Consider the following 24,589-nt stretch of genomic DNA (forward strand, 5'->3'; position numbering starts at 1 on the left):
CACGGCAGCGGTTGGCGGCTTGGGCGAGACTGGGGGCGTGATCCGGCTCCTCCTGGCTGACGACGAGGCGATGGTGCGCAAGGGCCTGCGGCTCGTGCTCGAGACCGAGGACGACCTGCAGGTCGTCGGCGAGGCCTCGGACGGCTACGAGGCGATCGAAGAGGCGAGGCGGCTTCGCCCCGACGTGGTCCTGATGGACGTCCGCATGCCGCGCATGGATGGCGTCGAAGCGTGCCGGCGCCTGGTCGAGGACAGCGGCACCAAGGTGGTCGTGCTGACCACATTCGACCTCGACGAGCACCTTTTCGCGGCTGTACGCGCCGGCGCCAGCGGCTTCCTGCTGAAAGCGTCGCCACCTGAGGAGTTGGTCAACGCCATCCGGGCGGCCCACGCCGGAAACGCCCTCGTGGAGCCGAAGATGACCAAGCGGCTCCTGGAGGAGTTCGCGCGCAGGCCGGACTCCGTCCCACCCGGACGGATCCCCGACCGCTTCGCCGAGCTGACCGAGCGGGAGGTCGACGTGCTTCGCGAGGTGGTGAGCGGCGCCAGCAACGCGGAGATCGCCGAGCGGCTCTACATCAGCGAGACCACGGTGAAGACACACGTGAACCACATCCTGAGCAAGTTGGGGGTGCGCGACCGGATACAGGCGGTGGTCCTCGCGTACGACCATGGTCTCGTTGAACCTGGCGCCGGCCGCTAGACCGAATCCCCCGACAGATGGAGGCCGGAATCGCTCTCAGGGACGATGACCTCGACGGGGACGGTCTTTATCCTTGGTTGCACAAGGAGGACAGAGATGCACAGCTTCGACAGCGGCCCCCTGGGTGCGCAGTTCCACGAGGTGACCGGAGGTGGGGACGACCCTGAGCGCCACAGCGCCTTCAGCCTGATCGCGCTGATCGCAGTGGTGGCCGTACTGGCCGTTATGGCGCTCGGTCTCGTCTTCTTGGTTCTCGGTTTCGTGGCGAGCATCGCCGGGGCCATCCTCAAGATCGTGATCCTGGCTGCGGTGGCAGCGTTCATCTGGAAGCGGGTCATGCGCCGTTGTCACTGAGTGCACCGCTGGTACCGGAATTCCCTTGTGAAATAAGGGCGGGCAGGCCTTGACACGCCCCCGCCCGGGTCGTTGAATGGGGTGAACGCACAACGGGAAGCTGGCCGCTGGACGGACCCCGCCAGGGGCCGGCGGACAAGAGGGAAAGGAGGGCTCGTGGGAACATGGAGCTCGTCCGAGGAGGACGGTCCGCCCCGTTAGATCGGGGCTCGGAGCCTTCGAGCCCGAGCCCGTAAAGGAGCCGTCGCGATTTGCGGCCCCTCGACTTGGCCGGCCCTATGGCCGGGTGTCGTTTTGGCGTCACCCGGGACGAGGCGGTCCCACAACGGAGAGCGGTGCCGCAGGCCGTCGATGGATGAAGGCGGCGCAGGGAACACCCACAGGGGGTGTGCCTGCGCCGCTTTCGCGCGTGCGACGATGGTCCGGTGACAGACCGGCTGCCCGAGCCTCGCTTGCCCGGGAACGCCGTGGAACGCCGCCGGGGGGTGGAGCTGACGCCGGCAGAGCGCCAGGTGCGCCGGCGTAACCGGAAGCTGATGGCATGGGTGGCCGTGCCGGGCGTGCTGCTCGGGGTCGCCGCTCTCGCGGCGTCGCTCCTCGTCAGCGGCGGCGCGCCCGCGCCGAGCCCGCTGAGCGTGCCCGCCGGCTACCAGGCGGTCAACGACGGGGTCTTCGCCTACTCGGTCCCTCGCGCCTGGTCCAAGAACCTCGCCTACTCGGACGACACCGGAGACCTCGACTACTCGGGCAGCGACGGCTGGGCCGGCGAGTATCTCGGCGCCCGCAGCTCGGCACCTGGCGAGGGTGAGAGACCACCGGCGTCGTTTGCCGATTTCGGGGAGACCCGCCCGACCGCCTACACGATCGGCCCAGCGCAGAAGATCAACGTCGCGGGTGCCACCGTCGCATACCGCTACGAGATCACGCGGCCCGGCGGTTTCACCGCGGTGGCCATAAATGCCTGGCAGTCGTCGTCCGGAGCCGAGATCTGGCTCCTCGTTCACGCACCGGAGGCGGTGACCACCACGATCGTCTCGACCCTCAGGGCGGGCTAGGGAACCGCGTAGGCGAAGATCGGCATCCCGTTGTACTCCATCGAGTGGTCCGGCCGGAACGGGCCGTTGATTATGACGTTGAAGTAGCCCGTCGGGGCCGGCCCCGCGTCGCCTTCGATGGTGTCGATCGAACCGTCCGGCCACACCTGCGCGACCACCCCGACGTGCTCGGCGGTGTCAACGTTCCACGGGCCGGTTCCGTACAGGACCAGATCTCCCGGGCTCGGCCGTGCGGACGGCGCCAGGACCGCCGTGTGGCTGGCAGCCCAGGTGTAGATGTCCCCGACGAAGGCATAGGTCGGGACGGCCACGCCGGCGCGCTGCCACACCCAGGTGGCGAATAGCGCGCACCAGGCCTCGCACGGCCCGTAGGGGTTGCAGAAGTAGCCGCTCACCGGATCGCCCTGGATCTGGCTCGTCGCGACCGAGACGATCGCTCCACCGCCACCAGGGTGCGCGAAGTCCGTCGGGAAGGCATCGGGCTCGAGCAGCCAGTAGCCCTTGCCGCTGGGTGTCGCTGCGATGGCCGAGATCGGCTCCACACGGGGCGTCCCGAGGTTGTTGCCGTAGAAGACGGCGTCGCCCTCGGTGTAAATGGCGCCGTTGGCGTTGGCGATCCAGTACCCCTTGCCGTCGCTGGTGGCGGCCATGCCGGTCGCCCACCCAGAGATGCCCTTGGCAGCGGGGGTCCCCTCGAACGGCGCGTCACCGAAGTTGAAGATGCCGCCGTCGCCGCCGACCATCCAGTAGCCGTCGCCGTCGGCCGTGGCAGCCATTCCCACGATCGGCGAGTTGAGTTTGACGGCGCCTTCGGACCCGAAGAACCTGGCGTCCCCGAAGTTGAAGATGCCACCGTCTGCGGCCACCAACCAGTACCCGTTGCCGGTCGGCGTGGAGGCGATTCCGACGATCGGCGAGTTGAGGTGCTGCCCGCCCATCGAGCCGAAGTACTTGGCGTCTCCGTAGTTGAAGACACCCCCGTCGGTGGCAACCAGCCAGTAGCCGCCGCCGTCGGGAGTCCCGACCATTCCGATCATCGGCGCGTAAAGGTCGACTGAACCAGCGGACCCGTAGAAACCGGCTCCTCCATAGTTGAATACACCGCCGTCCGCCGCGACGAGCCAGTACCCCGATCCTCCGCGGTTCGCTGCCATGCCGACTACGGGGGCCGATAGGTGCGTGTTCGTCGGTGAACCGGCGAACACGGCGTCGCCGTAGTTGAGCACGCCGGCGTCCGCGTACGCCGCCCGCTCGACACCGCCGAGGTGCGCCGCCGGTTGGCTCGGGGAAAGACCCCAGGCCGCGAACCCCGCTGCCGCGGCCAGGCCGGCCGCTCTGCGACATACACGTCCAACAAGACCTTTCATTACGCCCCTCCTGGGCGAGTGGCGCCCACGAGCACCTCGCCACCCCACCTGCTGCCTGGAATGATAGGGAACCGATCCAGCCGGACCAAGGCACCCGTGTGAGGCGCGTCGACCATCTCCCCCGCGGGGTTGACGACGATGCCCACGTGCGTCACATCAGACGTGCTGGCACCGAAGAAAACGAGGTCGCCCGGCTCGAGCGCGTCACCGGGGAGCAGTTGCGGCCCGGCGTCGTACTGATCCTGCGCGACGCGGGGGATGGTCACGCCCGCGGCGCTCCACGCCGCTTGCGCGAGACCCGAGCAGTCGAAGCCCACCCCGGCCCGCTCCCCGCCCCACTGGTAGGGGGTTCCGATCTGGGCGTCCGCGTACGCGACGGCCGCCAGACCTTCGAGCGAGCCCGACCCACGGGGCCCTTCGGCCGCAGAAACCTCCGCGCATCGCGCCGCGTCCGCCGTGTCCTGCTGCACCCGCACTGATGACGTATCGGCAGTGGGCGCAGGAACCTCAAGTGGTGCCGTCTCACAACCGGCCTGGCTTGCCCGGTCCCCGAGCCCGAGGAGCGAAGCGCCCGCCGTGCCGGCGATCAGCACGGGGAGCATGATGGGCATGGCAACAGCGACAGCACAGGTCATTAGGATTGCTTTCATAGTATTTCGTGTTATAGCAGCTGGGCGGCGTCGCCCGCTCGCCCCGGTACGCTCGCGGGTCTCGAACCGACAGATGGAGGTCACTTGAGGTCAGCGGTTGCGGACTACGAGGTGGTGGAGGACCTCGGCCGCGGGAGGTACGCCGCCCGGGCTCCGGCGCGGCTCCGTGGCGCCGGTGGTGGCGCAGCGCCGTCGCGGGTGACCGTCATGGAGCTGTCCGTCGGTTCGGACCAGTGGGCGGAGCTGACCTCCGCTCTGAGCCGGTTCGCCGTGGTCGACTCACCGCAGCTTCTCCGGCTCTACGAGGTCGGGCCCGACATGGACGGCGCCGGCGCCGGCGTGTACCTGGTCACGGAGGAGATCACGGGCGGAACCCTCGCCCATGCCGCCCGCGCGATGGGCCTGAGGGAGAAGATCCGGGCCGTCGCGGACGCCGCGCGCGGAGCCCACGCTCTGCACGAATCCGGGACAGCGCACGGAGCGATCGACCCCTCGGTGATCTACATGGTCGGGCGAGGACCCGTCCTCGGGCCGGGGACGGGCAGGCACGGGGGCAGGGTCGTCGTGATGCGCGATTGGCGGGACCTGTCGCTTCTCGACCCGGACCTTCTGCGAGGTCAGGCGCCGTCCCGATCAAGCGATATCTGGGCTCTCGCCGCCTCCCTCTACGCGCTCGTGGGGCCCGCCCCGCTGTATCCGGCGATGGTCGACGACCAGCCGGTGACAGCGGTGCAGCGGGTGATGTTCAGTCACCCCGAGGTGAGCCCCTCGACGCCGGGCGGCCTCGCGGACGTGCTCGGCCGGTGCTTCGACGCAGACCCTGCGCTTCGTCCCCAAACAGCCGCCGAGCTGGCCGAGGAACTTCTCGCGTGCGAGGGGGCCCGATGATCGAGCGGGTGGAGGTACTCCCCGGCGAGGGGACCGTGATCCGTTACGGGGAGGTCGTCGCATGGGCGGCCCCGTCGGCATCGCCCGCCCTGATCAGCTTTCTCGCCCAGTCGGCCCGGAACCTCGCGGCCTCGGCGCGAGGCGGCCGCCAGATCGCCGATCACATCGCGGGTGTGCTGGGCGAGCGCGACCCCGAACCGCGGGTCGCGTTCGCGGTGGTGGGACCGGATGGCGGAGGGTGGGCGTCGTTGATGCACGGGCCGGTACAGGCCTGGGACGGCAACCGCTGGTTGGCTCCCACTCCGGTACCAGGCTGGTTGCGCGAAAGCCTCGACCCGCACCCGGCGGTGACGGTCAGTTACGCGGGCAGCCACGTTCCGGCGCTCGACCCCGACGGCATGTGGGATTTCGAGGGGGGCGTCGTGCGAGGGGGAGGTTTCGTCCTCGTGCCTGGCAGCCGCGGTCACCGGGGCGGGCCGGCCGAGCCCGGCCAGGTGGAGTCCGGCCAGGTTGAGCCCGGCCTTTTGGAGCCGTTCCCTGGTGGGCACGGTCAGAGCGCCGGCGCGACGGTCGACCCCGAGGCGACAGGCATCCTGGAAGTTCCCGATCCGACCTCGGTGCTGCCGGCGTCCCCGCCGACGTCGATGCTCGAAGCGGTGGGCAGCGGGCCGCAACCGGTGTCCCCGGATCCTGCGGCGACTGCAGGGGAGGCGTTGCACGAACCCTCCGGGGCGCCCGGACAGCCGGCCAGGCCACCCGGGTCCATCGACCTGGCACGCTCCGCGGAGGCGCTCGGCGCGTCCAGCGAGCCGTTGCCCGTGGGCGTCGGGCCTGACCGGCCAGTCGCCGGCGCTGCCGTGGTCGCCGGTGCCCTCTGCGAGAGAGGCCACCTGAACCGCCCGGGGATGCCAGCCTGCGTCCGTTGCGGTTCGTCGTTGCCGCAGGACGTCCCCTACACCGTGACCGGGACCAGGCCCGGGCTCGGCTGCCTGGTCGTCGACGACGGGAGCGTTTGGCGCCTCGACTGCCCTTACCTGGTTGGCTCCGAGCCTTCGGGCGACCCGACGGTGAGCGGGGGGATGGCGAGGCCGCTGCCGCTCACAGGTGACGGTGTCGCACCGAGCCACGCCGACATCACGCTCAAGGACTGGGACGTCCAGGTAATAGACCGCTCCTCAGCGAACGGCACCTGGGTACACGAGCCGGGGGCGGCCGCATGGAGCCGCCTGGCACCCTACGAGGCGCGCACGTTGCGACCCGGTACGCACATCGCCTTCGGGCAGCGGGTCGTCACGTTCGTCACTCCGTGGGTGCCGGGAGACGGCCGGGCGCACTGAGCCGCGTTCTTCTGCTCAGGGAATTCTGCCAACGTCTTCAGGACGCTCGGGACCTGTACTGAGGGCAGTAGTTGTCGGCAGCAGACGAGATGACAGCACCTAGATCCTGCGAGGGAAGAGGGTGGCTCCCCTCGAGCAGCACCATCCTGTCCGCCAGTTCCTGGTAGGACGCGCCGCTCCTGAACGCGTCACACGCCGCATGCCCGAGGCGCACGAGCGCTACGTCGCTGCGGTAGCTGCCGATGTCCGGTGCCTGCACGTGCACCGCCCCCAGAAACGCCTGGTCCGCCGCGCTGTCGGGGACCCCACTCGCACAGCCCGCTCCCGCGACCGCCCCCAAGGCGACAAGCGCTGCCGCGAGCCTCCGCCTGTGCCTGAGTGATGCGGCGCGCACGTGCACGAGTGTAGGAACGACACCAGCGTCTACCGCGGCACACGCATCATCGACCAAGCTGGCTGGGTGGCTGCAGCACCGACGATGTACGACCGGGTGGGAGGACACGAGTTCTTCGACGACTTGACGAGGCGGTTCTACGACTCCGTCGCTTCCGACCAGGTGCTGCGACCCTTGTACCCGGACGACGCCGAGGGTCTCGAACGTGCACGTGTGCATTTACGGGACTTCCTCGTCCAGTACTGGGGCGGGCCCGAGACCTACAACGAGACGCGCGGCGCGCCCAGGTTGAGGCAGCGCCACGTCCCGTTCGCGATCGGACCTGCAGAGCGCGACGCCTGGCTGACGCACATGACCGAGGCGGTACGCGCCGCCGGGATGCGCCCGCTCGACGAAGCCCAGATGATCGGGTACTTCAACTCGGCCGCAGCCGCCCTGACCAACAGACCGTCACCGTGAGCGCGCCCTAGTGGAGTCGCGCCTCGCAACCGACCGCTACGGCGACGGTCCCGCTGTCGTCCTGCTCCACGGGCAGCCGGGTTCGAGAGCCGACTGGAGGCGGGTGGTACCGCTCCTGGAGCCGGACCACACCGTGCTGGTGCCGGACCGACCTGGCTACGGGACGACGGGCGGCCGGGCACTCGGGTTCCGGTCGAACGCTTCCGCTGTGGTTGACCTGCTCGACACCCAGGGAGTCGAATCGGCCGTGATCGTCGGTTACAGCTGGTCCGGCGGCGTAGCGCTGTCGGCCGCGATCTCGTATCCCGAGCGGGTCAGCGGCTTGGTCCTGGTGGCGTCGGTCCGACCCGGTGAGGCGGTGGGCTGGGCAGACAGGGTGATGGCGGTGCCTTTTGTAGGCGAGGTGCTGGGCTCATTGACGCTGGGCACGACGAGCAGGGTGCTCCGGATGAGACGGGTACAGGACCTGGCCGAGCGCCGGCTCCCGCGTTCGGCCCGGGACACGGTGCGGGCGCTGGCGGGCGCGACGGGCGCTCTGAACGGCGCGCTGGTCTGGCGGTCCTTTGCCTCAGAGCAGCGGTATCTGCTGGAAGAGTTGGGAACGCTGGCAGGCGACGTCGCGAAGATCAATGCTCCCACGGTGGTGTTGTCGGGTGGAGCGGACCACGTCGTCCCGGCGTCGGTGGGCGCTCGGCTCGCTGCTTCCATTCCGGGGGCGGACTTCAGGCTGGTCCGGGGGGCCCATCACCTGCTTCCGTTCGACCACCCCGAGGAGATCGCCTCTGCGGTGCGCGCGATAGGCGCCCGTTAGACAGCGAGGAAGCGCCGAATAGCGAAGGCGGAGCCGAACACGCCGACGGCCGCCCCCACCACCAGCAGAAGCACGCCCGTGAAGATCGCCTCGTGGGGCGTGACGTAAAGGGTGCGGGTCCCGAGGACCGTCTCGTTGCCGACAAAGGACGCGATGGTGTTGCGGACCGCGTAGGTCACCGCGAACGCCATGATGCCGCCGGCGATGCCGTGAATGAGGCCCTCGAGCATGAACGGCACCCGGATGAACCAGTTAGTCGCGCCGACCAGCTTCATCACCGCTACTTCACGCCGGCGGGCGAAGATCGCCAGTTGGATCGTGTTCACGATCAGGGCGACAGCGCCGATCATGACTCCGATCGCGAGGAACAGACCGAGCGCGCGCAGCTGGCGAAACTGCTTCAACAACTGGTCGATCTCCTGCTTCGCGTAGGAGATCTGGAGCACGCCCGGTTGGCCCTGGAACTGCTTGCCCAACTCGGCGATGTTCTGAGCCTTGGTGGGAACGACGCGGTAGGAGGGCGGCATGTCGTTGACACCGAGCACACTGACGATGTCGTTGTTGTTGCCGAAGATCTGCTTGAACTCCTGGTAGGCCTGAGCCTTGTCGACGAGGTGGTACTTCTTGACGCCAGGCGTCGTAGAGAGCTCTCGCGCGATGGCTTGGGTCTCGTTCGTGGACACGGATGGCTGCAGGAAGATCGCCATTTCGACGCCGCCGCGCCATTGGATCGACGCCTTGTTGATCGCCTGGCGCATGATCAACACGCCTCCGAGTGCCGACAGCGAAACCGCCATCGTCAAGATCGCCGACATCGTCATGACCAGGTTGCGGCGAAGGTTGCCCGCGGTTTCGCGCGCGACATAACCCGAGGACATCGCCATGGGGGTGCTAGGCCCCCATCCCGTAGACACCGCGGGCCTGGTCCCGGATGACCGTGCCGCGGTCGAGCTCGATGACCCGCCGGCGCATCGAGTCGACGATCCCGTTGTCGTGAGTCGCCATCAATACAGTTGTGCCGGTCCGGTTGATCCGGTCGAGGAGTCGCATGATGCCGGCTGTGGTGGAGGGGTCGAGGTTCCCGGTGGGCTCGTCGGCGAGAAGGATCAGCGGGCGGTTGACGAACGCCCGGGCGATCGCGACACGCTGCTGCTCACCGCCGGACAACTCGTGCGGGAGATTCGAGAGCTTCTTGCCGAGACCGACCAGGTCGAGGATCTGGGGGACCTGCGAGCGGACCACTGCCCGGGGCCGGCCGATCACTTCGAGAGCGAAGGCGACGTTCTCGTACACGTTCTTGGTCGGCAGTAGGCGGAAGTCCTGGAAGACGCAGCCGATGTTGCGCCGAAGGTAGGGGACCTTCCAGGAGGAGAGAGCACCGACCTCCTTGCCGGCGACCCATACGCGGCCCTGCTCGGCCTGCTCCTCCTTGGTGACGAGGCGCAGAAAGGTCGACTTGCCCGAACCGGAAGGGCCGACCAGGAAGACGAACTCGCCTTTCTGGATGTCGACGCTGACGTCTCTCAACGCAACAGTTGTGCCCTTGTAGGCCTTCGTGACGTTCTCGAACTTGATCATGAGGGGGAAAAGACGTGGGGCAGCGCCTTGGAGCACTCCCTGTCGGAGTCCGGCGTGTGATTGTAGTGGGCCGGGCGAATCAACTGTCTTCAGCCGGGTCCAGGACCCGCCCGCGCCTCCAGCGCAGGAAGGCCTCCATGAACTGGTCCAGGTCCCCCTCGAGGACCGCTTGGACGTTGCCGGTCTCATATTCGGTCCGGGTGTCCTTGACCAACTGGAACGGCGCGAGCACGTAGTTGCGTACCTGGGAACCCCAACCGACGAGGGGCTTCTTGCCCGCTAGGGCATCGAGGTCGGCCTGGCGCGCTTCGCGCTGCTGCTCGGCGAGCTTCGACGCGAGGATCTGCATGGCCTTCGCCTTGTTCTGATGCTGTGAGCGCTCGTTCTGCACCGCCACGACAGTTCCTGTTGGAAGATGCGTGATCCGAACGGCGGAGTCGGTGACGTTCACATGCTGGCCGCCTGCACCAGAAGAGCGGTAGGTATCGATGCGGAGGTCTTTGTCGTCGATCTCGACTTCGCCGGACACGTCCTCGAAGAACGGCACCACGCTCACCAAAGCGAAGCTCGTCTGCCTACGGGCCTGCGCGTCGAACGGTGAGATGCGAACGAGGCGGTGGACCCCGCGCTCCGAAGCGAGAAGGCCGTTCGCGTAGCGACCTCTGATGATGAAACTCGCGGACAGGATCCCGGCTTCCTGGCCCGGGCTCACCTCTTCTATCTCGAACTCGAAGCCGCGCCGGTCCGCCCAACGCTCGTACATCCGTACGAGCATTTCCGCCCAGTCCTGCGCGTCTGTGCCGCCGTCCTTGGCGTGGACCTCGCAAACGGCGTCGTACTCGTCGTGCTCGCCGGCGAACAGCGAGCGCAGCTCCAGTCTGTCGAGCTCCCTGCTCACCCCGGAGATCAGCTGGGAGAGCTCCCCTTCCACCGAATCGTCGTCCTCCTCGACGCCGAGCTGGTAGAGGGTCTCCGCGTCGGACAGCTTCCTGCCGAGGCCGTCGAGGATTTCTACATCTCCCTTCACCTGTCCGTATTCACGCGTGACGCGTTGCCCCACCTCGGTGTCGTCCCAGAGGTCAGGGCGGCCGAGCTCGGCTTCGAGCTGGGCCAAACGCGTCCTCAGGTCGTCGAGGTGCAGGTAGGTTGCCGCTTCGTCGAGCCGGCGGCGTTGCGCGGCAAGATCATCCTTGAAGTCATGCATTCCGGTAGCGAGCCTTCAGCGCCCGTGGCAGAACTTGAACTTCTTGCCGCTGCCACACGGGCACGGGTCGTTGCGCCCCGCCCGCTCGAAGGCCGAGTCCTTGACAACAGGTTTCTCGATCTCAGGAGACGGCCCGGGAGCGGTGGTTTGCATCGCGGCGCCGGCGGCTGGGTTGTGGCTGGTCGCCTGCGGATCGGGGGCGAACACCACTTCCTCCCCGGGGGCCGGCCCGCTCCTCGCCGCCTGGTACATGGCGCTGGTTCCCTGCACGGGGTCGTCCGCCGCCTCGTACTGCGCGCCCGCCAGAGCCGCTTGCTCGTCGGGCGGTGCCTGCTCGAGTACCTGGACCTGAGCATGCATGACGATCTTGACGTAGTCGTCGTCGATACTGGCCATCAGCTGGCCGAACATCTCGTAGCCGTCCTTCTGCCAGGCGACCAGCGGGTCCTGCTGACCCATCGCACGAAGCCCGATGCCCTCGCGCAGGTAATCCATCTCCGATAGGTGCTCCCGCCACTTCTGGTCGATCAGCTGGAGCATGACCTCGCGCTCCAGAGCACGCATCGTGTCCGCCCCACCGGGCATCGTCTCTTCGCGCACCTCGTAGTAGCGGATCGCCTCGCCCGCCAGGACTTCGTAGACGTCGTTGGCGCTCGGAAGGGTTTCGAGCTGCTCCTTCGTCGCCGTGGTCGGGAAGTACAGCCGCGCCTCGGTGATGAGACCGTCGAGGTTCCAGTCTTCGTGGTAGTCGGAGTTCCCGCAGTTCGCGGTGACGATGCTGTCGATCGCCGAAGAGAGCACGTCTATCGTCCGGGCCCTCAGGTCCTCCCCCTCGAGGATCTGGGCGCGCCGGGCGTAGATCACCTTGCGCTGCTCGTTCATCACCTCGTCGTACTTGAGAACGTCCTTGCGGATCTCGGCGTTGCGCGCCTCGACGGTGTTCTGCGCACGCTCGATCGCGCGCGACACCATCTTCGACTCGATGGGTACGTCCTCCGGTAGGGCCTGCCCCATCACCCAGTTCATCGCTCCGGTCGCGAACAAGCGCATCAGCTCGTCCTCGAGAGAGAGGAAGAACCTGCTTTCGCCGGGGTCGCCCTGGCGGCCGGAGCGGCCGCGCAGCTGGTTGTCGATCCGGCGCGACTCGTGCCGCTCGGACCCGAGGACGTAGAGCCCGCCGAGCTCACGGATCTTGTCGCCTTCGGTGACGCATTCTTCCTCGTACTTCGTGAGGAGCTCGCGGTACCGGGGCTGGCCCTCCTCGGATTCGGGGTCCAGCCCGCTCGCGTGCACTTCCTGCGCCGCCAGCAACTCGGGGTTCCCCCCGAGGAGGATGTCGACGCCGCGGCCCGCCATGTTCGTGGCCACTGTCACCGCGTGCAGCCGCCCTGCCTGGGCGACGACCTGAGCCTCACGCGCATGCTGCTTGGCGTTGAGGACGTGGTGCGGGATCCCCCGCCTGGTCAGCATGTCGGAGAGGACCTCGGACTTCTCCACCGACGCCGTGCCGACGAGCACCGGTTGACCCTCGTCGTAGCGTTCGATGATGTCCTCGACCACCGCGTTGAACTTGGCCTGCTCGGTCTTGTAGATGAGGTCCTGCTGATCCGCGCGGACCATCGGCATGTTCGTCGGGATCGGCACGACCGGCAGGTTGTACGTGCTGGCGAACTCCGACGCCTCGGTCTCGGCTGTGCCAGTCATGCCGGCGAGCTTCTCGTAGAGGCGGAAATAGTTCTGGAGGGTGACCGTCGCCCAGGTGTGGTTCTCCTCTTTGATCTGCACCCGCTCCTTGGCCTCGACGGCCTGGTGAAGCCCGTCGGACCAGCGCCGGCCTTCGAGGACGCGGCCGGTGAACTCGTCGACGATCTTCACCTCGCCATCAGCGACGATGTAGTCCTTGTCGCGCTTGTAGAGCTCTTTCGCCTTGAGCGCCTGCGTCAACTGGTGGACGTAGTTGGATGAGACGAGGTCGTAGAGGTTGTCGATGCCGAGGGCCTTCTCGACCTTCTCGATGCCTTCCTCGGTCGGCGCCACCGTGCGCTTCTCCTCGTCGACCTCGTAGTCGACTCCCGCGTTGAGGGAGCGTGCGACGCCGGCGAACTGGTAGTACAGCCGGGCTGATTCGGACGAGGGCCCGGAGATGATCAGCGGGGTACGGGCCTCGTCGATGAGGATCGAGTCCACCTCGTCGACGATGGCGTAGTGGTGGCCCCTCTGCACCATGTGCTCGAGGGCGCGAGCCATGTTGTCGCGCAGGTAGTCGAACCCGAACTCGGTATTGGTCCCGTAGGTGACGTCCGAGCTGTAGGCGTCCTTCTTCGCCTGCCAGTCGTCGATATCCGGGGACACCCGCCCCACGTTGAGACCCATGAACCGGTGGATCTGGCCCATCCACTCGGCGTCCCGTCGGGCGAGGTAGTCGTTGACGGTGACGACATGCACGCCTTCGCCTGCCAGCGCGTTGAGGTAGACGGGCAGGGTGGATACCAGCGTCTTGCCTTCACCGGTCTTCATCTCGGCGATCCAGCCGAAGTGCAGCGCGGCGCCACCCATGAGCTGCACGTCGAAGTGCCGCTGGCCGATCGTGCGCCGGGCCGCCTCCCTGACCGCGGCGAAGGCTTCTATGAGAAGGTCGTTGAGATCCTCGCCGTTGGCCAGCCGTTCCTTGAACACGACGGTCTTGTGAGCCAACTGCTCGTCGGACAGGGCCTTGATCCCGCCCTCTAGCGCGTTGATGTCGGGAACCAGGGACTGCAGCGCCCGGACCTTCTTGCCCTCGCCGGCGCGCAGGATCTTCGAGAACACGCTCATGGGCCATCCATGCTACCGGCGCCCCCTAGGGCCCGGGGCCCGTGCCGGGCTTCGGGCGGGTGCGACCGCTAGCCTCCGGTCGTGGAGGCAGTAGCCGCAGCTCCGGTGGCCACGCTGCAGTGGAGGCGGGTACTCCCCCACCTCCCGTTGGCGGTCCTGGTCGCTGCCTACGCGATCCGTTTCTCGCTCCTGTCCGTGGCGGTCCACGACGGCTTCGGCACGCCGCCATTCGACATGGCGATACCCGACCAGGGGATCTGGCTCCTCAGCCGCTTCCACGCGCCCTTCGTGACCGTCATGGGACGCAACCTCTTCGCCGACCACAACTCGTGGATCCTCGCGCTCGTCGTCCCGCTGTACTGGGTCTACCCCCACACCCAGGCCCTGCTGGTGTTGCAGTCGTGCCTGCTGGCCGCTGGGGCCGTGCCGATCTACCTGCTCGCCCGCCGCCGTCTTGACAACACCTGGATGGCGACGGCGCTGGCAGCCGCCTACCTGCTGAACCCGGCGCTGCAGAACGGAAACCTGGAGCAGTTCCACGTAGAGGCGTTCACCGTCCTGTTCCTCTCAATGGGCATCTACGCGGCAGTCGAGTGGAAGCCGGTGCTGCTCGCCGTCTCGGTTGTCGGGTGCGTGCTCTGCAAGGAGGACACCGCCGTGCTCATGGTTCCGCTGGGCATCTGGGTGTTCCTTCGTCGCGACCGACGCTGGGGGTCGGCGATCGCGGTGGGGTCAGCCGTGTGGACGGCGCTCTCGTTCGAGGTGTTCACACGTGCATTGCTCGGAGCCGGTTCGATTCACACCGACCGGGTGCCCTTCGGCGGGGTCGGGGGCTTTCTCTCCGCAATCTTCACCAAACCCAGGCAGGTCTTCGACTACCTGACCAGCCAGGGCCGGCTCTTCTATTTCTGGCAGATGGGGGTGTCGGTCGGATGGGCGTTCCTGTTGGGCCCGTCCGTGGCCGCTATCGGCTTCTTGACCTTCGTCGAGAACGAACTGGCCGACTTCGGCTACATGCACCAGATCCAATACCACTACTCGATGCCGCTCGTGCCGATCCTCGTCGCCGGCACGGTGTACGCGATCAGCCGGCTCGGACCCGTCTCTCTTCGTGTAGCAGCCACCGGTTTCGTCACCGCGTGCGCCTTGATCGCTTGCGTGTTCTGGGGCCTGGCGCCGTTCTCCCTCAACACGTATCCGCACATGAGCACCTCGTCGCCTGCGGTACGCGACGCCAACGCGGTGATAGCGCACCTACCGCCCGACGCGGTGGTATCGGCCTGGTACCCCTACGTCGCCCACATCGACCACCGCACCCGGATCTACATGTGGCCGACACCGTTCTCGGCGAAGTACTGGGGTCTTTACCACCAGGAGGGACAGCGGCTGTCCTTCGCCGGCCAGATCCAGTACGTGCTACTGCCGACGGACCCCGCGGAACTGACTCCCGATGACACGCGCGTGCTGGCCGGGATCGCTTCGCAGTACCGGATCGTCTATCAGGTCGGCTCGGTCGCTCTGTACGAGCGTCTGCCCGGGCTCACTCCTCAGTGTGGGGGTCGAGAAGCCTCTTGCGCACGGCGTACATGACCGCCTCCATGCGCGAGTGCAGGTGCAGCTTCTCGAGGATGTTCCGCACGTGGTTCTTCACCGTGTTCTCGGAGATGTAGAGCTCGTCGGCCACGTCGCGGTTGCTCATGCCGCGGGCGACCAGCTTGAGCACCTCGAGCTCGCGGGCGGTCAGCACCGGCGCCGGCAGCTGCTCCTTCTTCTCGGCGGCCTGCCGGGCGAGGGAGTTGAACTCGTTGAGCAACTTTGACGCCATCGACGGCGAGATGAGGCTCTGGCCCTGCACGACGGACCGTATCGCCGTCGCCACCTCCTCCACCGAGATCTCCTTCAGCAGGTAGCCGTTCGCCCCGGCCTTGATCGCCTCGTAGAGGTCGTCCTCCTCGTCCGACACGGTGAGCATGAGGATCTTCGTCGACGGAAGCAGCTCTCGGATTCGCCGCGCGGCCTCGATCCCGTTGACACGGGGCATCCGCACGTCCATCAGCACGACGTCCGGGGCCATCTCCTCCGCCTTGGCGATGGCCTGCTCGCCGTCCTCGGCCTCGGCGACGACCTCGATGTTCTCCTCGGTACCGAGGACCACGTACAGCCCGCGACGGAACAGAGCCTGGTCGTCGGCTATGAGAACCCTGATGACGTCGTCGTCTGACGGCTCGCTCACTGACCATGACGGTAGTAGACCAGAGCGACTAGTAAGGGGTTGACCTCAGCGGCTGACCTGGTCTTTGACCCCACACTCGCCCGGACACCCCGGGGCCCCTGCGGCCCCGCCGGCGGCCGGGACTTACTCCTAAGCCGCACCATGATCAGCAGCGGTCAGCTGCCTTACGTGGGTCGTTTCGCCTGCGACTGGCATCGACTTTCAACCACAGACCCGCTGAGGTCCGCATTCAAATTACCCGGCCGGGCACCCCGCACGGCCCCGCAGGCCTACGCGCCCAGGTGCTCCTTCAGTTCCACCAGGGTCGGAACCGGGCCGGGGTCGATCCCGGCGAAGGCGGCCATCCACAGGGACACGAAGTCCCCGACGAGTATCAGGTCGAGCAGCTGGGCCAGGTCGCTGTCGCCTTGCGCTCGCACCTCGATGATGTCCGCGACGACCTCTCGCATGATGTCGCCAACCAATTCGAAACGACGCCCGATCTGGGGATGCTCCACCTCGTGCCTCAAGAACACGCCGGTGATCGTCTGGCGGGTGACGTCGCCGTGCTGGCCCCAACCGCAGATCTCGTTGTGGCACAGCTCCGACTGGACGGCCCACCACGCGGGGGCCTTGGCATTCTCGTTGATCTGGGTCTTCCACCGCTGGGCTGCCACGGCGCCCAGGGCTCCCCCTCCGTGGACGAGCGCCATGGTCCGCCCGATGCGCCGGGCCACTTCGGCCGCCTCGCTGGACTCCCCCCCGGCGACGAGAGCGTCCCTGCGCCGGGACAGCTGGTCGACCGCGTCCCCGATCCACTGGTGCGCACCCCGATAGAGGCCGATCTCCTCGAGGACGACGAGCGGCGGGATGGCCATCGCCCCGAGGGCAGCCCGCGGCTGGGGGATGCTGGCCGGGACCTCGATGACCGGGACGTCCCACCCGTGTGCCAGCTCGGCCAGTTGACCGCCGCCGGTCACGACCACCATCCGCGCGCCGGCTACGGCCGCGTCGGTGGCTGCTTGGACGGTCTCCTCCGTGTCGCCCGAGGCTGAGATCGCGAAGACGAGGGTCCCGCTGTCGACGTAGGCAGGGCATTCGTAGGACTTGCTGACTATCACGGGCACCGGGAGCATCGACGCCGTGACGGCGGCGACGACCTCTCCCGCCATGCCGCTGCCCCCCATCCCCATGATGACCACCTTCTCGACCATCTCCGCCGACGGGAGACGGTCGAGGCCCTGCCCCCTCGCGGCGGCGTCGCGAACCTGCTCGGGCATACCGGCGGCGAGATCGAACATCCCGAGGGAGTCGACGATCACGAGCCACCCTCATGGGAGGCCGGGGCGGCGTCGAAGGTGGGCTTGATCCCCTCGGCGGCGGCCTTCGCCGTGAGACGCTCGTCCTCGGCTTCGTCGACGGTCTCCGCCTCGTCGATGAGCATCACGGGGATGCCCTCGGTGATGCGGTAGCGCAGGCGGAGCCGGGGGTTGTACAGGGAGTCCTCGCTCTCGAAGTACAGCAGGGGGCCCTTGTCCTTGGGGCAGGCGAGGATTTCGAGCAGCCGGGGGTCGAGGGCCAACGGGGCTCTCCTTGTCGAAGTTTTCGGGCGGTTCGGTGTAACGGTCTAGCCGGTTCAGTGGGTTGGCCGCTGCCCGCCGATCAACCCGAGCACTTCCTCGGTGCGCGCCCGGCACGTCGCCGTGTCGGCGGCTTCGAGATTCAGGCGTAGGAGCGGCTCGGTGTTCGACGGGCGGAGGTTGAACCACCAGTCGCCGAGGTCGACCGTCAGCCCGTCGAGGCGGTCCTGGCGGGCGCCTGAGAAGTGTTCGGCGACGGACTCAATGACACCGGCCGGGTCGTCGACCTCGGTGTTGATCTCGCCGGAGGCGGCGTAGCGCTCGAAATCGCGGCGCAACTCGGATAGGGGTCTGCCGGTCTTGCTGAGCACCTCGAGTACCACCAGAGCGGCGATGGTGCCGGAGTCGGCCCGGTAGTTGTCGCGGAAGTAGTAATGGCCCGAGTGCTCGCCGCCGAAGAGGGCGTCGGTGTCGGCCATGACCGCCTTGATGTACGAGTGTCCCACCCGGGTGCGCACCGGGACGCCGCCCCGCTCGCGGATGATCTCGGCCACCGCCTTTGAGCAGATGAGGTTGTGGAGGATCGTGGCTCCGGGGCTCTTCTCCAGCATCGCGGCCGCGACCAGCGCCGTCGTGGTGGAGCCGGAGACCGGCTGGCCCTTGTCGTCGACGAGGAAGCAGCGGTCGGCGTCGCCGTCGAAGGCGAGGCCGACGTCGGCCTGCGTCTCGAGGATGCGCCGCTGGAGTGCCACCAGGTTCTCGGGCTGGATCGGATCGGCCGGGTGGTTCGGGAAGGTCCCGTCGAGCTCGCCGAACAGGACCTCCAGGGAAAAAGGCAGGCCGTCGAAGACCGCCGGTACGACGAGGCCACCCATGCCGTTCGCGGTGTCCGCCACGACGCGCAGCGGTCTCAAGGCGGTGACATCGACGAATGAACGGACCTTCGACACGTAATCCGTTAGGACGTCACGCGTCGTGACGGCACCCGGGTCGGGCACCGGCTCGTCGGCGGCGATGCCGTTGACGATGTAGTTCTTGATCTCTCGGAGCCCGGTGTCCACTCCGACCGGGCGGGCGCCGGCGAGGCAGAGCTTGATCCCGTTGTAGTGGGCCGGATTGTGTGACGCTGTGAACATGGCTCCCGGGGCTTCGAGTCGGCCCGAGGCGAAGTACATCTCGTCGGTGGAAGTGAGCCCCAGGTCGACGACGTCCGTGCCGGCGGACGTCGCCCCGTCGGCGAACGCCCTTACGAGTTCCACGCCTGACGGTCGCATGTCACGCGCCACCAGGATCCGCGAGGTACCGGCGAATCTGGCGAAGGCGGCCCCGACCGCTCGGGCGAGGTCGGGGCTCATCTGATCGGGGACTGTGCCGCGGATGTCGTAGGCCTTGAAGACCGTGTCGAGGATCGCCTGGTCGCTCGCTGCCATGCGGCCCCGCACCTTAGCCTTGGTGCCCAGGGCGCCCAGGGTGGACGCCATCCCCCTCCCGAGGAAGTGCCTGGGCACGGGGTAGACCACCGGGCGCAGTCGCCACAGGACGACGATGCCGGCGAGACCGAGGATGGATATCGCGAGGCTCAACCAGTCCAGGCTCGTGTACCCGTAGTTGAGCGTCACGCGGTTGGCGGTCGGTATGACGACCATGAGGTTGGGAGTGACCCGGTACGGTCCCCGACCGCCCGACACCCGCCAGTTGGGAAAATAGCTGGTCTTGACCAGGACCGGGACACCGGTCTGGTCGACGTCAAACGAGATGGACTCGTTCGTGTGACGGATATGGGATACCTGCACGTTGGGGAGCGGCGTGATCGGAGGGGAGGTGTCCTGCGGGGATACACGCGCCCAGTTCTTTGGCCCGGACGCTGCTTCGAGCACGTCCCAACGGTTCGGATCGAGGTACCAGCTTTCCGACGCCTTCAGCCAGGTCTTGCCTCCCCCGGACACCCCGGTCATGACGACCGGTTGGTCGAGCAGCGGCGCCACCTCGTCGGAGTTGGCGACCTCGTAGATCTTCCAGGTGCGCATCTCGGTGTTGGTCTGGTTGCCGGTCGTGTAGGAGACGGGAAACGGGCCGACGCTCGCAACGAGCTGGAGATCGCTGTCCTGATCCGCTTGGGTCTGCACCTCGGGCGTGAGGGCCATGAAGTACTTGACGCCGAGCATCTGGAGATGCTGGACGCCCTCTGCGACATCGGGCGCGGCGGGGTAGTCCAGGCCGCGTACCGGGTTCGACGGGTGAGCCGAGAGTTCCGCCGCGTTGAGGAAGTGATAGGGCGTCGTAGCGGACGACTCGTAGTACAGACCCTCCTGGGACCCGATGCACCCCTGGGTCCAGTACGGGAGCAGCATCAGCGCGTCGGGCGTGCCCATCTGGTCGAGCTCGGGCTCGTACTCCCACATGGCGCGCCCGCATCCGTAAGCGGGGTCTTTTCCCAGCTTCTTCATCTCGTCGACCAGAGCGAAGTACTCCTTCTCCCTCGCCTTCGTCGGCGACTGGTAGCCGGAGTAGTTCCAGTACACCCATGACGGGTCGAAGGACGCGTCGGAGCTCTGGATTCCTAGCCAGTCGTACTTGCCCGAACTGGTCATGTGGCCGAACGGCATCTGGTGCAGCGGGTAGTTGACCCACCCCATTGCGAGGACGAGGGTGACCATGCCGAGCGGGATCGTCGCGTTGGGCCGCGCCCGAGGTTCCTGGGTGATTCCTTCGGCGAGGATCAGGCCAACCTCGAGGAAGGCGACACCTGCGAGCAGGTACAGGCTGACGTACCAGAACGGCAGGACGCGCGCGTTCCACAGGCGGTACTGAGGGGCGACGCGGAAGATCACCGCCGATAGGACGGCCATGATCGTCAGGAAGGTGCCCACCCGGTTGCGTCTGAGCAGGGACAGCAACGCGCCGACGCCGGCGAGCGCGAACAGCCAGAAGTCCTTGGCCGGGAACAAGGTCGCCATGTAGGTGGTGACCTTCTCGTAGCCCATGTCGGTGGCGTACGGCAGCCGCAGCTCGAACGGCAGCGCCCAGACGGCGATGAGCGCCCCGCCCGAGACCAGCACCGGAAGGATCCACTTGAGCCGGTGCCGGTCGAAGCGCATGAGCGTCAGGACGATCGCGCCGAGCACCGCGAACAGCAGGGGGAGAATGTGGCATACCCCGACGCCGGCGAGAACCACTGCTGCGAGCGCGCGGTGCCGTCCGGTCTCCAGCCCCCTGATCACGAGGCCAAGGAAGAGCAGCGCCAGGGAGAGCGAGATCGAGAAGCAGAACTCCCCGGCCATGGTCGAGGCGATGTTGCCCCCGTAGATGGTGAACTCCCGGCCGAACATGAACGGAACAGTGGCGACGGCCAGGATCACCGCGCCGGGGTAGCGCATGCGCGCCAGCCGACCGAACGCCCACGCCGCTATGGGCAGGGTGAGCAAGCCGACCACGGTGACGAGCTTGAAGGCGATGTTGTAGGGGATGACGTACGACAGCACCGCGATGGCGACTATCGGACCCGGGAAGTAGAAGGTCAGCGCCGGGAAACCGTCGTACCAGTCCGGCGCCCATCCGGTCAGGCGCAGGTGCGGCAGGAGCGCGCGCTTGACGAAATCCGGTAGCCAGACGTGCGCCCCCATGTCGCCGCCTGCGGGTGTCGTGTTGCGAAGCAGTTGCGACGGCTGCAGCTCCTTGCAGACGAACACGACGCACGCCGCCACGATGAGGAAGCCGACGATCGCCTCGGGCTTGCGGACCCTTTCCCATACCCGCCGCCAGCGTGGGTCAGGCGGGATGACCTCGGGATAGTCCTCGCCGGCGTGCTCGATCGCCGTTGTGGTACCGGTCGCCGTCATCCCGCACCAATGTTGCCCGCGCGTGCGGCGCGGCTGGGGTCAGCCGGCAGGACCGGCGACCGCGCCGACAGGACGCGCGTGTTAGGGAAGGTCGCTAGCTGGCGGCGGCGAGGTCCAGAACGCTGGACAGCGAGAGGGCGCCGTCGATGCCCTGCCACCACCGCTGGTCGCAGTGTGAGCAGCTGTGCATCCGGATCGGCTCCCCGCTCACCGTGATCTCGATCACGACAAGTTCGCGCGAGCGGCAGGTGGGACATTTCATCCCTCGGGGTATCGACCGGCGTCACGCTGCCCTTGAGTCCCGGCACATCAACTGTCCATCAACGCAGCGAGACCACGCTCAGCACGGCGGCGGCGTTGAACGCCATGTGTGCCCCGATCGACAGGCCGAGCCTCCCCGATCTCCAGGCCATGTAGGCGAGAACGACCCCGAAGGCGGCCAGGCCGGCCAGCTGGACCGCTTCGAAGTGCGCCAGAGCGAAGAGCACCGAGCTCACGATGATGGCGAAAGGGACCGGCATGCGGCCGAGAAGTGCCCGCAGAAGCAGGCCGCGGAAGAAGAGCTCCTCGATTAGGGGCGCTCCAATCGCAAGGAAGACCAGGAGCACGGCTACAGCCGGGACGGTGTGAGCCGCTCCGGTGTCGCGGTTCACCGGCTCGCTGAGCTGGTGGCTGAGGGAGTGATCGAACGACTCGAACGGCAGGTAGAGGAGCGGTATCAGCCCGTACTGGCAGGCCAGACCCACCGCTGCGCCGGCGGGCAGCTCCCACCAGGTCCCGACCCGCCAGCCGAAGTCCCTCGACAGGCTTGCGGTCCCATGCCGCCGGCTGGCGTAGACGGCTGCCGCCGCTAGCCCGACCCACAGTCCGGCGACGTTCGCGACGATGACCGCCACGGGCAGCGCAGCCGAACTGTCCGGGTGGTATCCCGTTGCGGATTCGGCGATGCCGGCCGTGACGAGGGAAATGAGCAACCCGAGGCCGAATCCGATCAAGGCTTCGGGCAGGCCCCATCCGTGGCCCAACCCGGGCCGGTTCAGGTGCTTCAGGACACCAGCGAGGTGGGGGGTTCGTACCGAGACGGCCGCGTCACCCTTCGGTCCACCTGCGTCCAGCCCTGGGGGGCACGCAGCCTTCCCGCGTGGCCGGCACAGAGCGCCCACTGGTCGCCGCCATCCTCCACGGGTACGTCGTCGAGCCACACGCGCTGCGCGGAGTAGTCGTAGGTGAGCCACGCTGCCGTGGTTCCCTGGCAGCCGGGCCGGGCGCACAGGGGGCGGCGGTCCATGGGTGCCAGACTAACCCGGTGGGGACAACGCAACCGTGATAGCCCCGCCTAGCATGGACCCATGAGCAGGCAACCTGGGGACATGAGGCCGGGGGGTGGACCCGGCCTGCCCGGAGGGAACACGCCTAACGGTAACTGGCGCTGGGTAGCGGTGGTCCTGGTGACCATCGTCATCCTCGCTGTCGTCCTGTCGTCCATGCGGACCAACACCAGCTCCACGTCGCAGAACTACAGCGCCTTCTACGCGGCGATGAAGGCCGGGCAAGTGACCCAAGCGACGGTCAACAAGGACACCGGCAAGATCACCTACACCAACAAGTCCGGGAAGCAGTTCTCGGTCCAAGGCCCCGACCTCAACCAGAACGGCCAGGCGCTCGAGACCTACACCCAGAACATCAAGAACCTGAAGCTGGTCAACAACACGACGAGCTCCTGGGCCGCGATCCTCCCCTACCTCATATACGGGGCGATCATCATCCTCATCTTCGTCTGGTTGTCACGGCGCGCCCAGGGTCAGATGAGCGGGATCATGTCGATCGGGCGTTCCAAAGCGAAGGTGTACACGACGGAGCGACCGCGCACGACCTTCGCCGACGTAGCCGGATACGAGGGCGTGAAACTGGAGATCCGCGAGGTCGTCGACTTCCTGCGCTCTGCCAACCGGTTCAAGGAGATCGGGGCGAAGGTCCCCAAGGGCGTCCTTCTCGTCGGCCCTCCGGGGACCGGCAAGACGCTTCTCGCCCGTGCGGTCGCTGGTGAGGCGGGTGTGCCGTTCCTGTCCGTGACCGGCTCCGACTTCATGGAGATGTTCGTCGGGGTGGGCGCATCGCGGGTGCGTGACCTGTTCCAGACCGCTCGCAAGCAGGCCCCGGCGATCATCTTCATCGACGAGATCGACTCCATCGGACGAAAGAGGGGCGCCGGCCTCGGTGGCGGCCACGACGAGCGAGAGCAGACCCTCAACCAGATGCTCGCGGAGATGGACGGCTTCGAGGCGACGGAGGGCGTGGTGATGATGGCCGCGACCAACCGGCCGGACATCCTGGACCCCGCGCTGTTGCGGCCGGGTCGTTTCGACCGCCAGATCGTCGTGCCGCTCCCCGACCTCGAGGAGCGCATCCCGATCCTGCAGGTGCACTGCAAGGACAAGCGGATCGCCCCCGACGTCAACCTGAACGTGGTGGCACGGGGTACGCCCGGTATGAGCGGCGCCGACCTGGCGAACCTCGTCAACGAGGCGGCCCTCCACGCGGTGCGCCGGGGCGCGTCGTCGATCGCTATGCAGGACTTCGAGGCGGCGCGCGACCGCGTGCTCATGGGCCAGCGGCGGGAGTCGACGGTCCTTTCGGACAAGGAAAAGGAAGCGACCGCCTACCACGAGGGCGGCCACGCGGTGCTCGCGTACGTGCTTCCCGACGCCGACCCGGTGCACAAGGTCACGATCCTCCCGACTGGCATGGCGCTCGGGGTAACCCAGCAGCTGCCCATAGAGGAGCGCCACACCTACTGGCGGGAGTACATCGAGGACGCGATGTGCGTGATGATGGGTGGTCGTTGTGCCGAGCAGCTGGTGCTCGGCAGCCTCTCGACGGGGGCGTCCAACGACCTGCAGCGCGCGACCGAGATGGCCCGCAAGATGGTCCGCGAGTTCGGCATGAGCGAGCGGATCGGCCCGATGGCTTGGGGACAGGAAGGCCAGGTCTTCCTCGGCGAGGACCTCATGCACGCGGCCCGCGACTACAGCGACGTCACGTCCAGGGTCATCGACGAGGAAGTGGAACGCATTCTCCGTGAGCAGGAGTCGCGTGCGACTCGCCTCCTGCAGGAGCACCGGCACGGCTTGGCCGCGGTCGCCGCTGCGCTGCTGGAGAAGGAGACCATCGACGGCTCCGAGGTCGGGCGGCTCGTCGACGACGCGTTCGGGCGCCCCGTGCACGACATCAGCGCTCCGGTGGTCCCGCGCTTCTCCGACGTCGGCGCGCCAGAGAGCGAATCCGCCTAAAGAGGTTCGCCCCGGCCAGTGTCACGGCCGGGCGTGGGGCAGGGGCCCCACCCG

At 67.5% G+C, this 24,589-nt stretch carries 23 protein-coding genes; 9 read left to right on the forward strand and 14 right to left on the reverse strand.

All coding sequences use genetic code 11. The features are described 5' to 3' along the window. The first annotated feature begins 37 nt into the window (after positions 1-37). The 3 genes from VNF71_13325 to VNF71_13335 all read left to right on the forward strand — a co-directional run bounded on the left by VNF71_13325 (position 38) and on the right by VNF71_13335 (position 2,112). Positions 38-703 (forward strand): response regulator transcription factor, encoded by a 666-nt coding sequence (locus VNF71_13325; protein ID HVA75533.1) that lies wholly within the window; start codon positions 38-40, stop codon positions 701-703. A gap of 96 nt (positions 704-799) precedes the next feature. Continuing rightward, positions 800-1,057, forward strand: a complete 258-nt coding sequence (locus tag VNF71_13330) for a hypothetical protein (protein ID HVA75534.1) — start codon at positions 800-802, stop codon at positions 1,055-1,057. Positions 1,058-1,482: 425 nt separating this feature from the next. Further along, positions 1,483-2,112 (forward strand): hypothetical protein, encoded by a 630-nt coding sequence (locus VNF71_13335; protein HVA75535.1) that lies wholly within the window; start codon positions 1,483-1,485, stop codon positions 2,110-2,112. Here the strand turns inward: VNF71_13335 and VNF71_13340 are convergent. Both VNF71_13340 and VNF71_13345 read right to left on the reverse strand, forming a co-directional pair. Next, positions 2,109-3,479, reverse strand: coding sequence for a CHAP domain-containing protein (locus VNF71_13340; GenBank protein ID HVA75536.1), 1,371 nt, complete (start codon positions 3,477-3,479; stop codon positions 2,109-2,111). The two genes, VNF71_13335 and VNF71_13340, sit on opposite strands and share 4 nt — an antisense overlap. Then, a complete protein-coding gene (locus tag VNF71_13345) occupies positions 3,479-4,129 on the reverse strand; it encodes a C40 family peptidase (GenBank protein HVA75537.1) in 651 nt (216 codons plus the stop codon). Before VNF71_13345 ends, VNF71_13340 begins: the two co-directional genes overlap by 1 nt. Before the next feature lie 84 nt (positions 4,130-4,213). On the opposite strand from VNF71_13345, the gene VNF71_13350 reads away from it, so the two are divergent. Together VNF71_13350 and VNF71_13355 are read left to right on the forward strand one after the other, a co-directional pair. Continuing rightward, entirely contained in the window at positions 4,214-5,017 is an 804-nt protein-coding gene (locus tag VNF71_13350) for a hypothetical protein (protein ID HVA75538.1), read from the forward strand. Then, entirely contained in the window at positions 5,014-6,354 is a 1,341-nt protein-coding gene (locus VNF71_13355) for an FHA domain-containing protein (GenBank protein ID HVA75539.1), read from the forward strand. The genes VNF71_13350 and VNF71_13355 overlap by 4 nt, the downstream gene beginning before the upstream one ends. A 37-nt stretch (positions 6,355-6,391) precedes the next feature. On the opposite strand, the gene VNF71_13360 is transcribed toward VNF71_13355, so the two are convergent. Continuing rightward, positions 6,392-6,748: a DUF732 domain-containing protein gene (locus tag VNF71_13360; protein ID HVA75540.1), complete on the reverse strand. Its 357-nt coding sequence runs from the start codon at positions 6,746-6,748 to the stop codon at positions 6,392-6,394. Between VNF71_13360 and VNF71_13365 the strand changes: the two genes are divergently transcribed. Both VNF71_13365 and VNF71_13370 read left to right on the forward strand, forming a co-directional pair. After that, positions 6,749-7,207 carry a globin gene (locus VNF71_13365; GenBank protein ID HVA75541.1) on the forward strand — a complete coding sequence of 153 codons (459 nt, stop codon included), beginning with the start codon at positions 6,749-6,751 and terminating at the stop codon, positions 7,205-7,207. Positions 7,208-7,217: 10 nt separating this feature from the next. Continuing rightward, on the forward strand, positions 7,218-8,018 hold the full coding sequence (locus VNF71_13370) for an alpha/beta hydrolase (protein ID HVA75542.1): 801 nt from the start codon (positions 7,218-7,220) through the stop codon (positions 8,016-8,018). On the opposite strand, the gene VNF71_13375 is transcribed toward VNF71_13370, so the two are convergent. From VNF71_13375 to secA, 4 genes are all read right to left on the reverse strand, one after another. Next, positions 8,015-8,902: a permease-like cell division protein FtsX gene (locus VNF71_13375; GenBank protein HVA75543.1), complete on the reverse strand. Its 888-nt coding sequence runs from the start codon at positions 8,900-8,902 to the stop codon at positions 8,015-8,017. The two genes, VNF71_13370 and VNF71_13375, sit on opposite strands and share 4 nt — an antisense overlap. Positions 8,903-8,909: 7 nt before the next feature. Beyond that, positions 8,910-9,596 carry a cell division ATP-binding protein FtsE gene (ftsE, locus tag VNF71_13380; GenBank protein HVA75544.1) on the reverse strand — a complete coding sequence of 229 codons (687 nt, stop codon included), beginning with the start codon at positions 9,594-9,596 and terminating at the stop codon, positions 8,910-8,912. 79 nt (positions 9,597-9,675) lie between these two features. Then, the gene (gene prfB, locus VNF71_13385) at positions 9,676-10,800 is read right to left on the reverse strand and encodes a peptide chain release factor 2 (GenBank protein HVA75545.1); all 1,125 of its coding nucleotides are present in this window, start codon (positions 10,798-10,800) and stop codon (positions 9,676-9,678) included. Positions 10,801-10,815: 15 nt separating this feature from the next. Further along, the gene (secA, locus tag VNF71_13390; protein ID HVA75546.1) at positions 10,816-13,614 is read right to left on the reverse strand and encodes a preprotein translocase subunit SecA; all 2,799 of its coding nucleotides are present in this window, start codon (positions 13,612-13,614) and stop codon (positions 10,816-10,818) included. A gap of 81 nt (positions 13,615-13,695) precedes the next feature. On the opposite strand from secA, the gene VNF71_13395 reads away from it, so the two are divergent. Next, a complete protein-coding gene (locus VNF71_13395; GenBank protein HVA75547.1) occupies positions 13,696-15,204 on the forward strand; it encodes a DUF2079 domain-containing protein in 1,509 nt (502 codons plus the stop codon). On the opposite strand, the gene VNF71_13400 is transcribed toward VNF71_13395, so the two are convergent. The 7 genes from VNF71_13400 to VNF71_13430 form a co-directional block, all read right to left on the reverse strand. Next, positions 15,155-15,847, reverse strand: a complete 693-nt coding sequence (locus VNF71_13400; GenBank protein HVA75548.1) for a response regulator transcription factor — start codon at positions 15,845-15,847, stop codon at positions 15,155-15,157. The two genes, VNF71_13395 and VNF71_13400, sit on opposite strands and share 50 nt — an antisense overlap. A gap of 269 nt (positions 15,848-16,116) precedes the next feature. After that, complete coding sequence (locus tag VNF71_13405; GenBank protein ID HVA75549.1) at positions 16,117-17,148, reverse strand: SIS domain-containing protein; 1,032 nt, start codon at positions 17,146-17,148, stop codon at positions 16,117-16,119. After that, positions 17,145-17,408, reverse strand: a complete 264-nt coding sequence (locus tag VNF71_13410) for a Trm112 family protein (GenBank protein HVA75550.1) — start codon at positions 17,406-17,408, stop codon at positions 17,145-17,147. The genes VNF71_13405 and VNF71_13410 overlap by 4 nt, the downstream gene beginning before the upstream one ends. 54 nt (positions 17,409-17,462) lie before the next feature. Continuing rightward, the gene (locus VNF71_13415; protein HVA75551.1) at positions 17,463-21,245 is read right to left on the reverse strand and encodes a phosphomannomutase/phosphoglucomutase; all 3,783 of its coding nucleotides are present in this window, start codon (positions 21,243-21,245) and stop codon (positions 17,463-17,465) included. A gap of 94 nt (positions 21,246-21,339) precedes the next feature. Beyond that, positions 21,340-21,507 carry a hypothetical protein gene (locus VNF71_13420; protein ID HVA75552.1) on the reverse strand — a complete coding sequence of 56 codons (168 nt, stop codon included), beginning with the start codon at positions 21,505-21,507 and terminating at the stop codon, positions 21,340-21,342. Positions 21,508-21,565: 58 nt separating this feature from the next. Beyond that, positions 21,566-22,270, reverse strand: a complete 705-nt coding sequence (locus tag VNF71_13425; protein ID HVA75553.1) for a CPBP family intramembrane glutamic endopeptidase — start codon at positions 22,268-22,270, stop codon at positions 21,566-21,568. A gap of 20 nt (positions 22,271-22,290) precedes the next feature. After that, positions 22,291-22,533 (reverse strand): DUF3499 family protein, encoded by a 243-nt coding sequence (locus VNF71_13430; GenBank protein HVA75554.1) that lies wholly within the window; start codon positions 22,531-22,533, stop codon positions 22,291-22,293. Positions 22,534-22,594: 61 nt separating this feature from the next. On the opposite strand from VNF71_13430, the gene ftsH reads away from it, so the two are divergent. Further along, positions 22,595-24,535 carry an ATP-dependent zinc metalloprotease FtsH gene (gene ftsH / locus VNF71_13435; protein HVA75555.1) on the forward strand — a complete coding sequence of 647 codons (1,941 nt, stop codon included), beginning with the start codon at positions 22,595-22,597 and terminating at the stop codon, positions 24,533-24,535. Positions 24,536-24,589: the final 54 nt, after the last annotated feature.

This window comes from Acidimicrobiales bacterium (assembly GCA_035533095.1).
Classification (GTDB): domain Bacteria; phylum Actinomycetota; class Acidimicrobiia; order Acidimicrobiales; family Palsa-688; genus DATLUM01.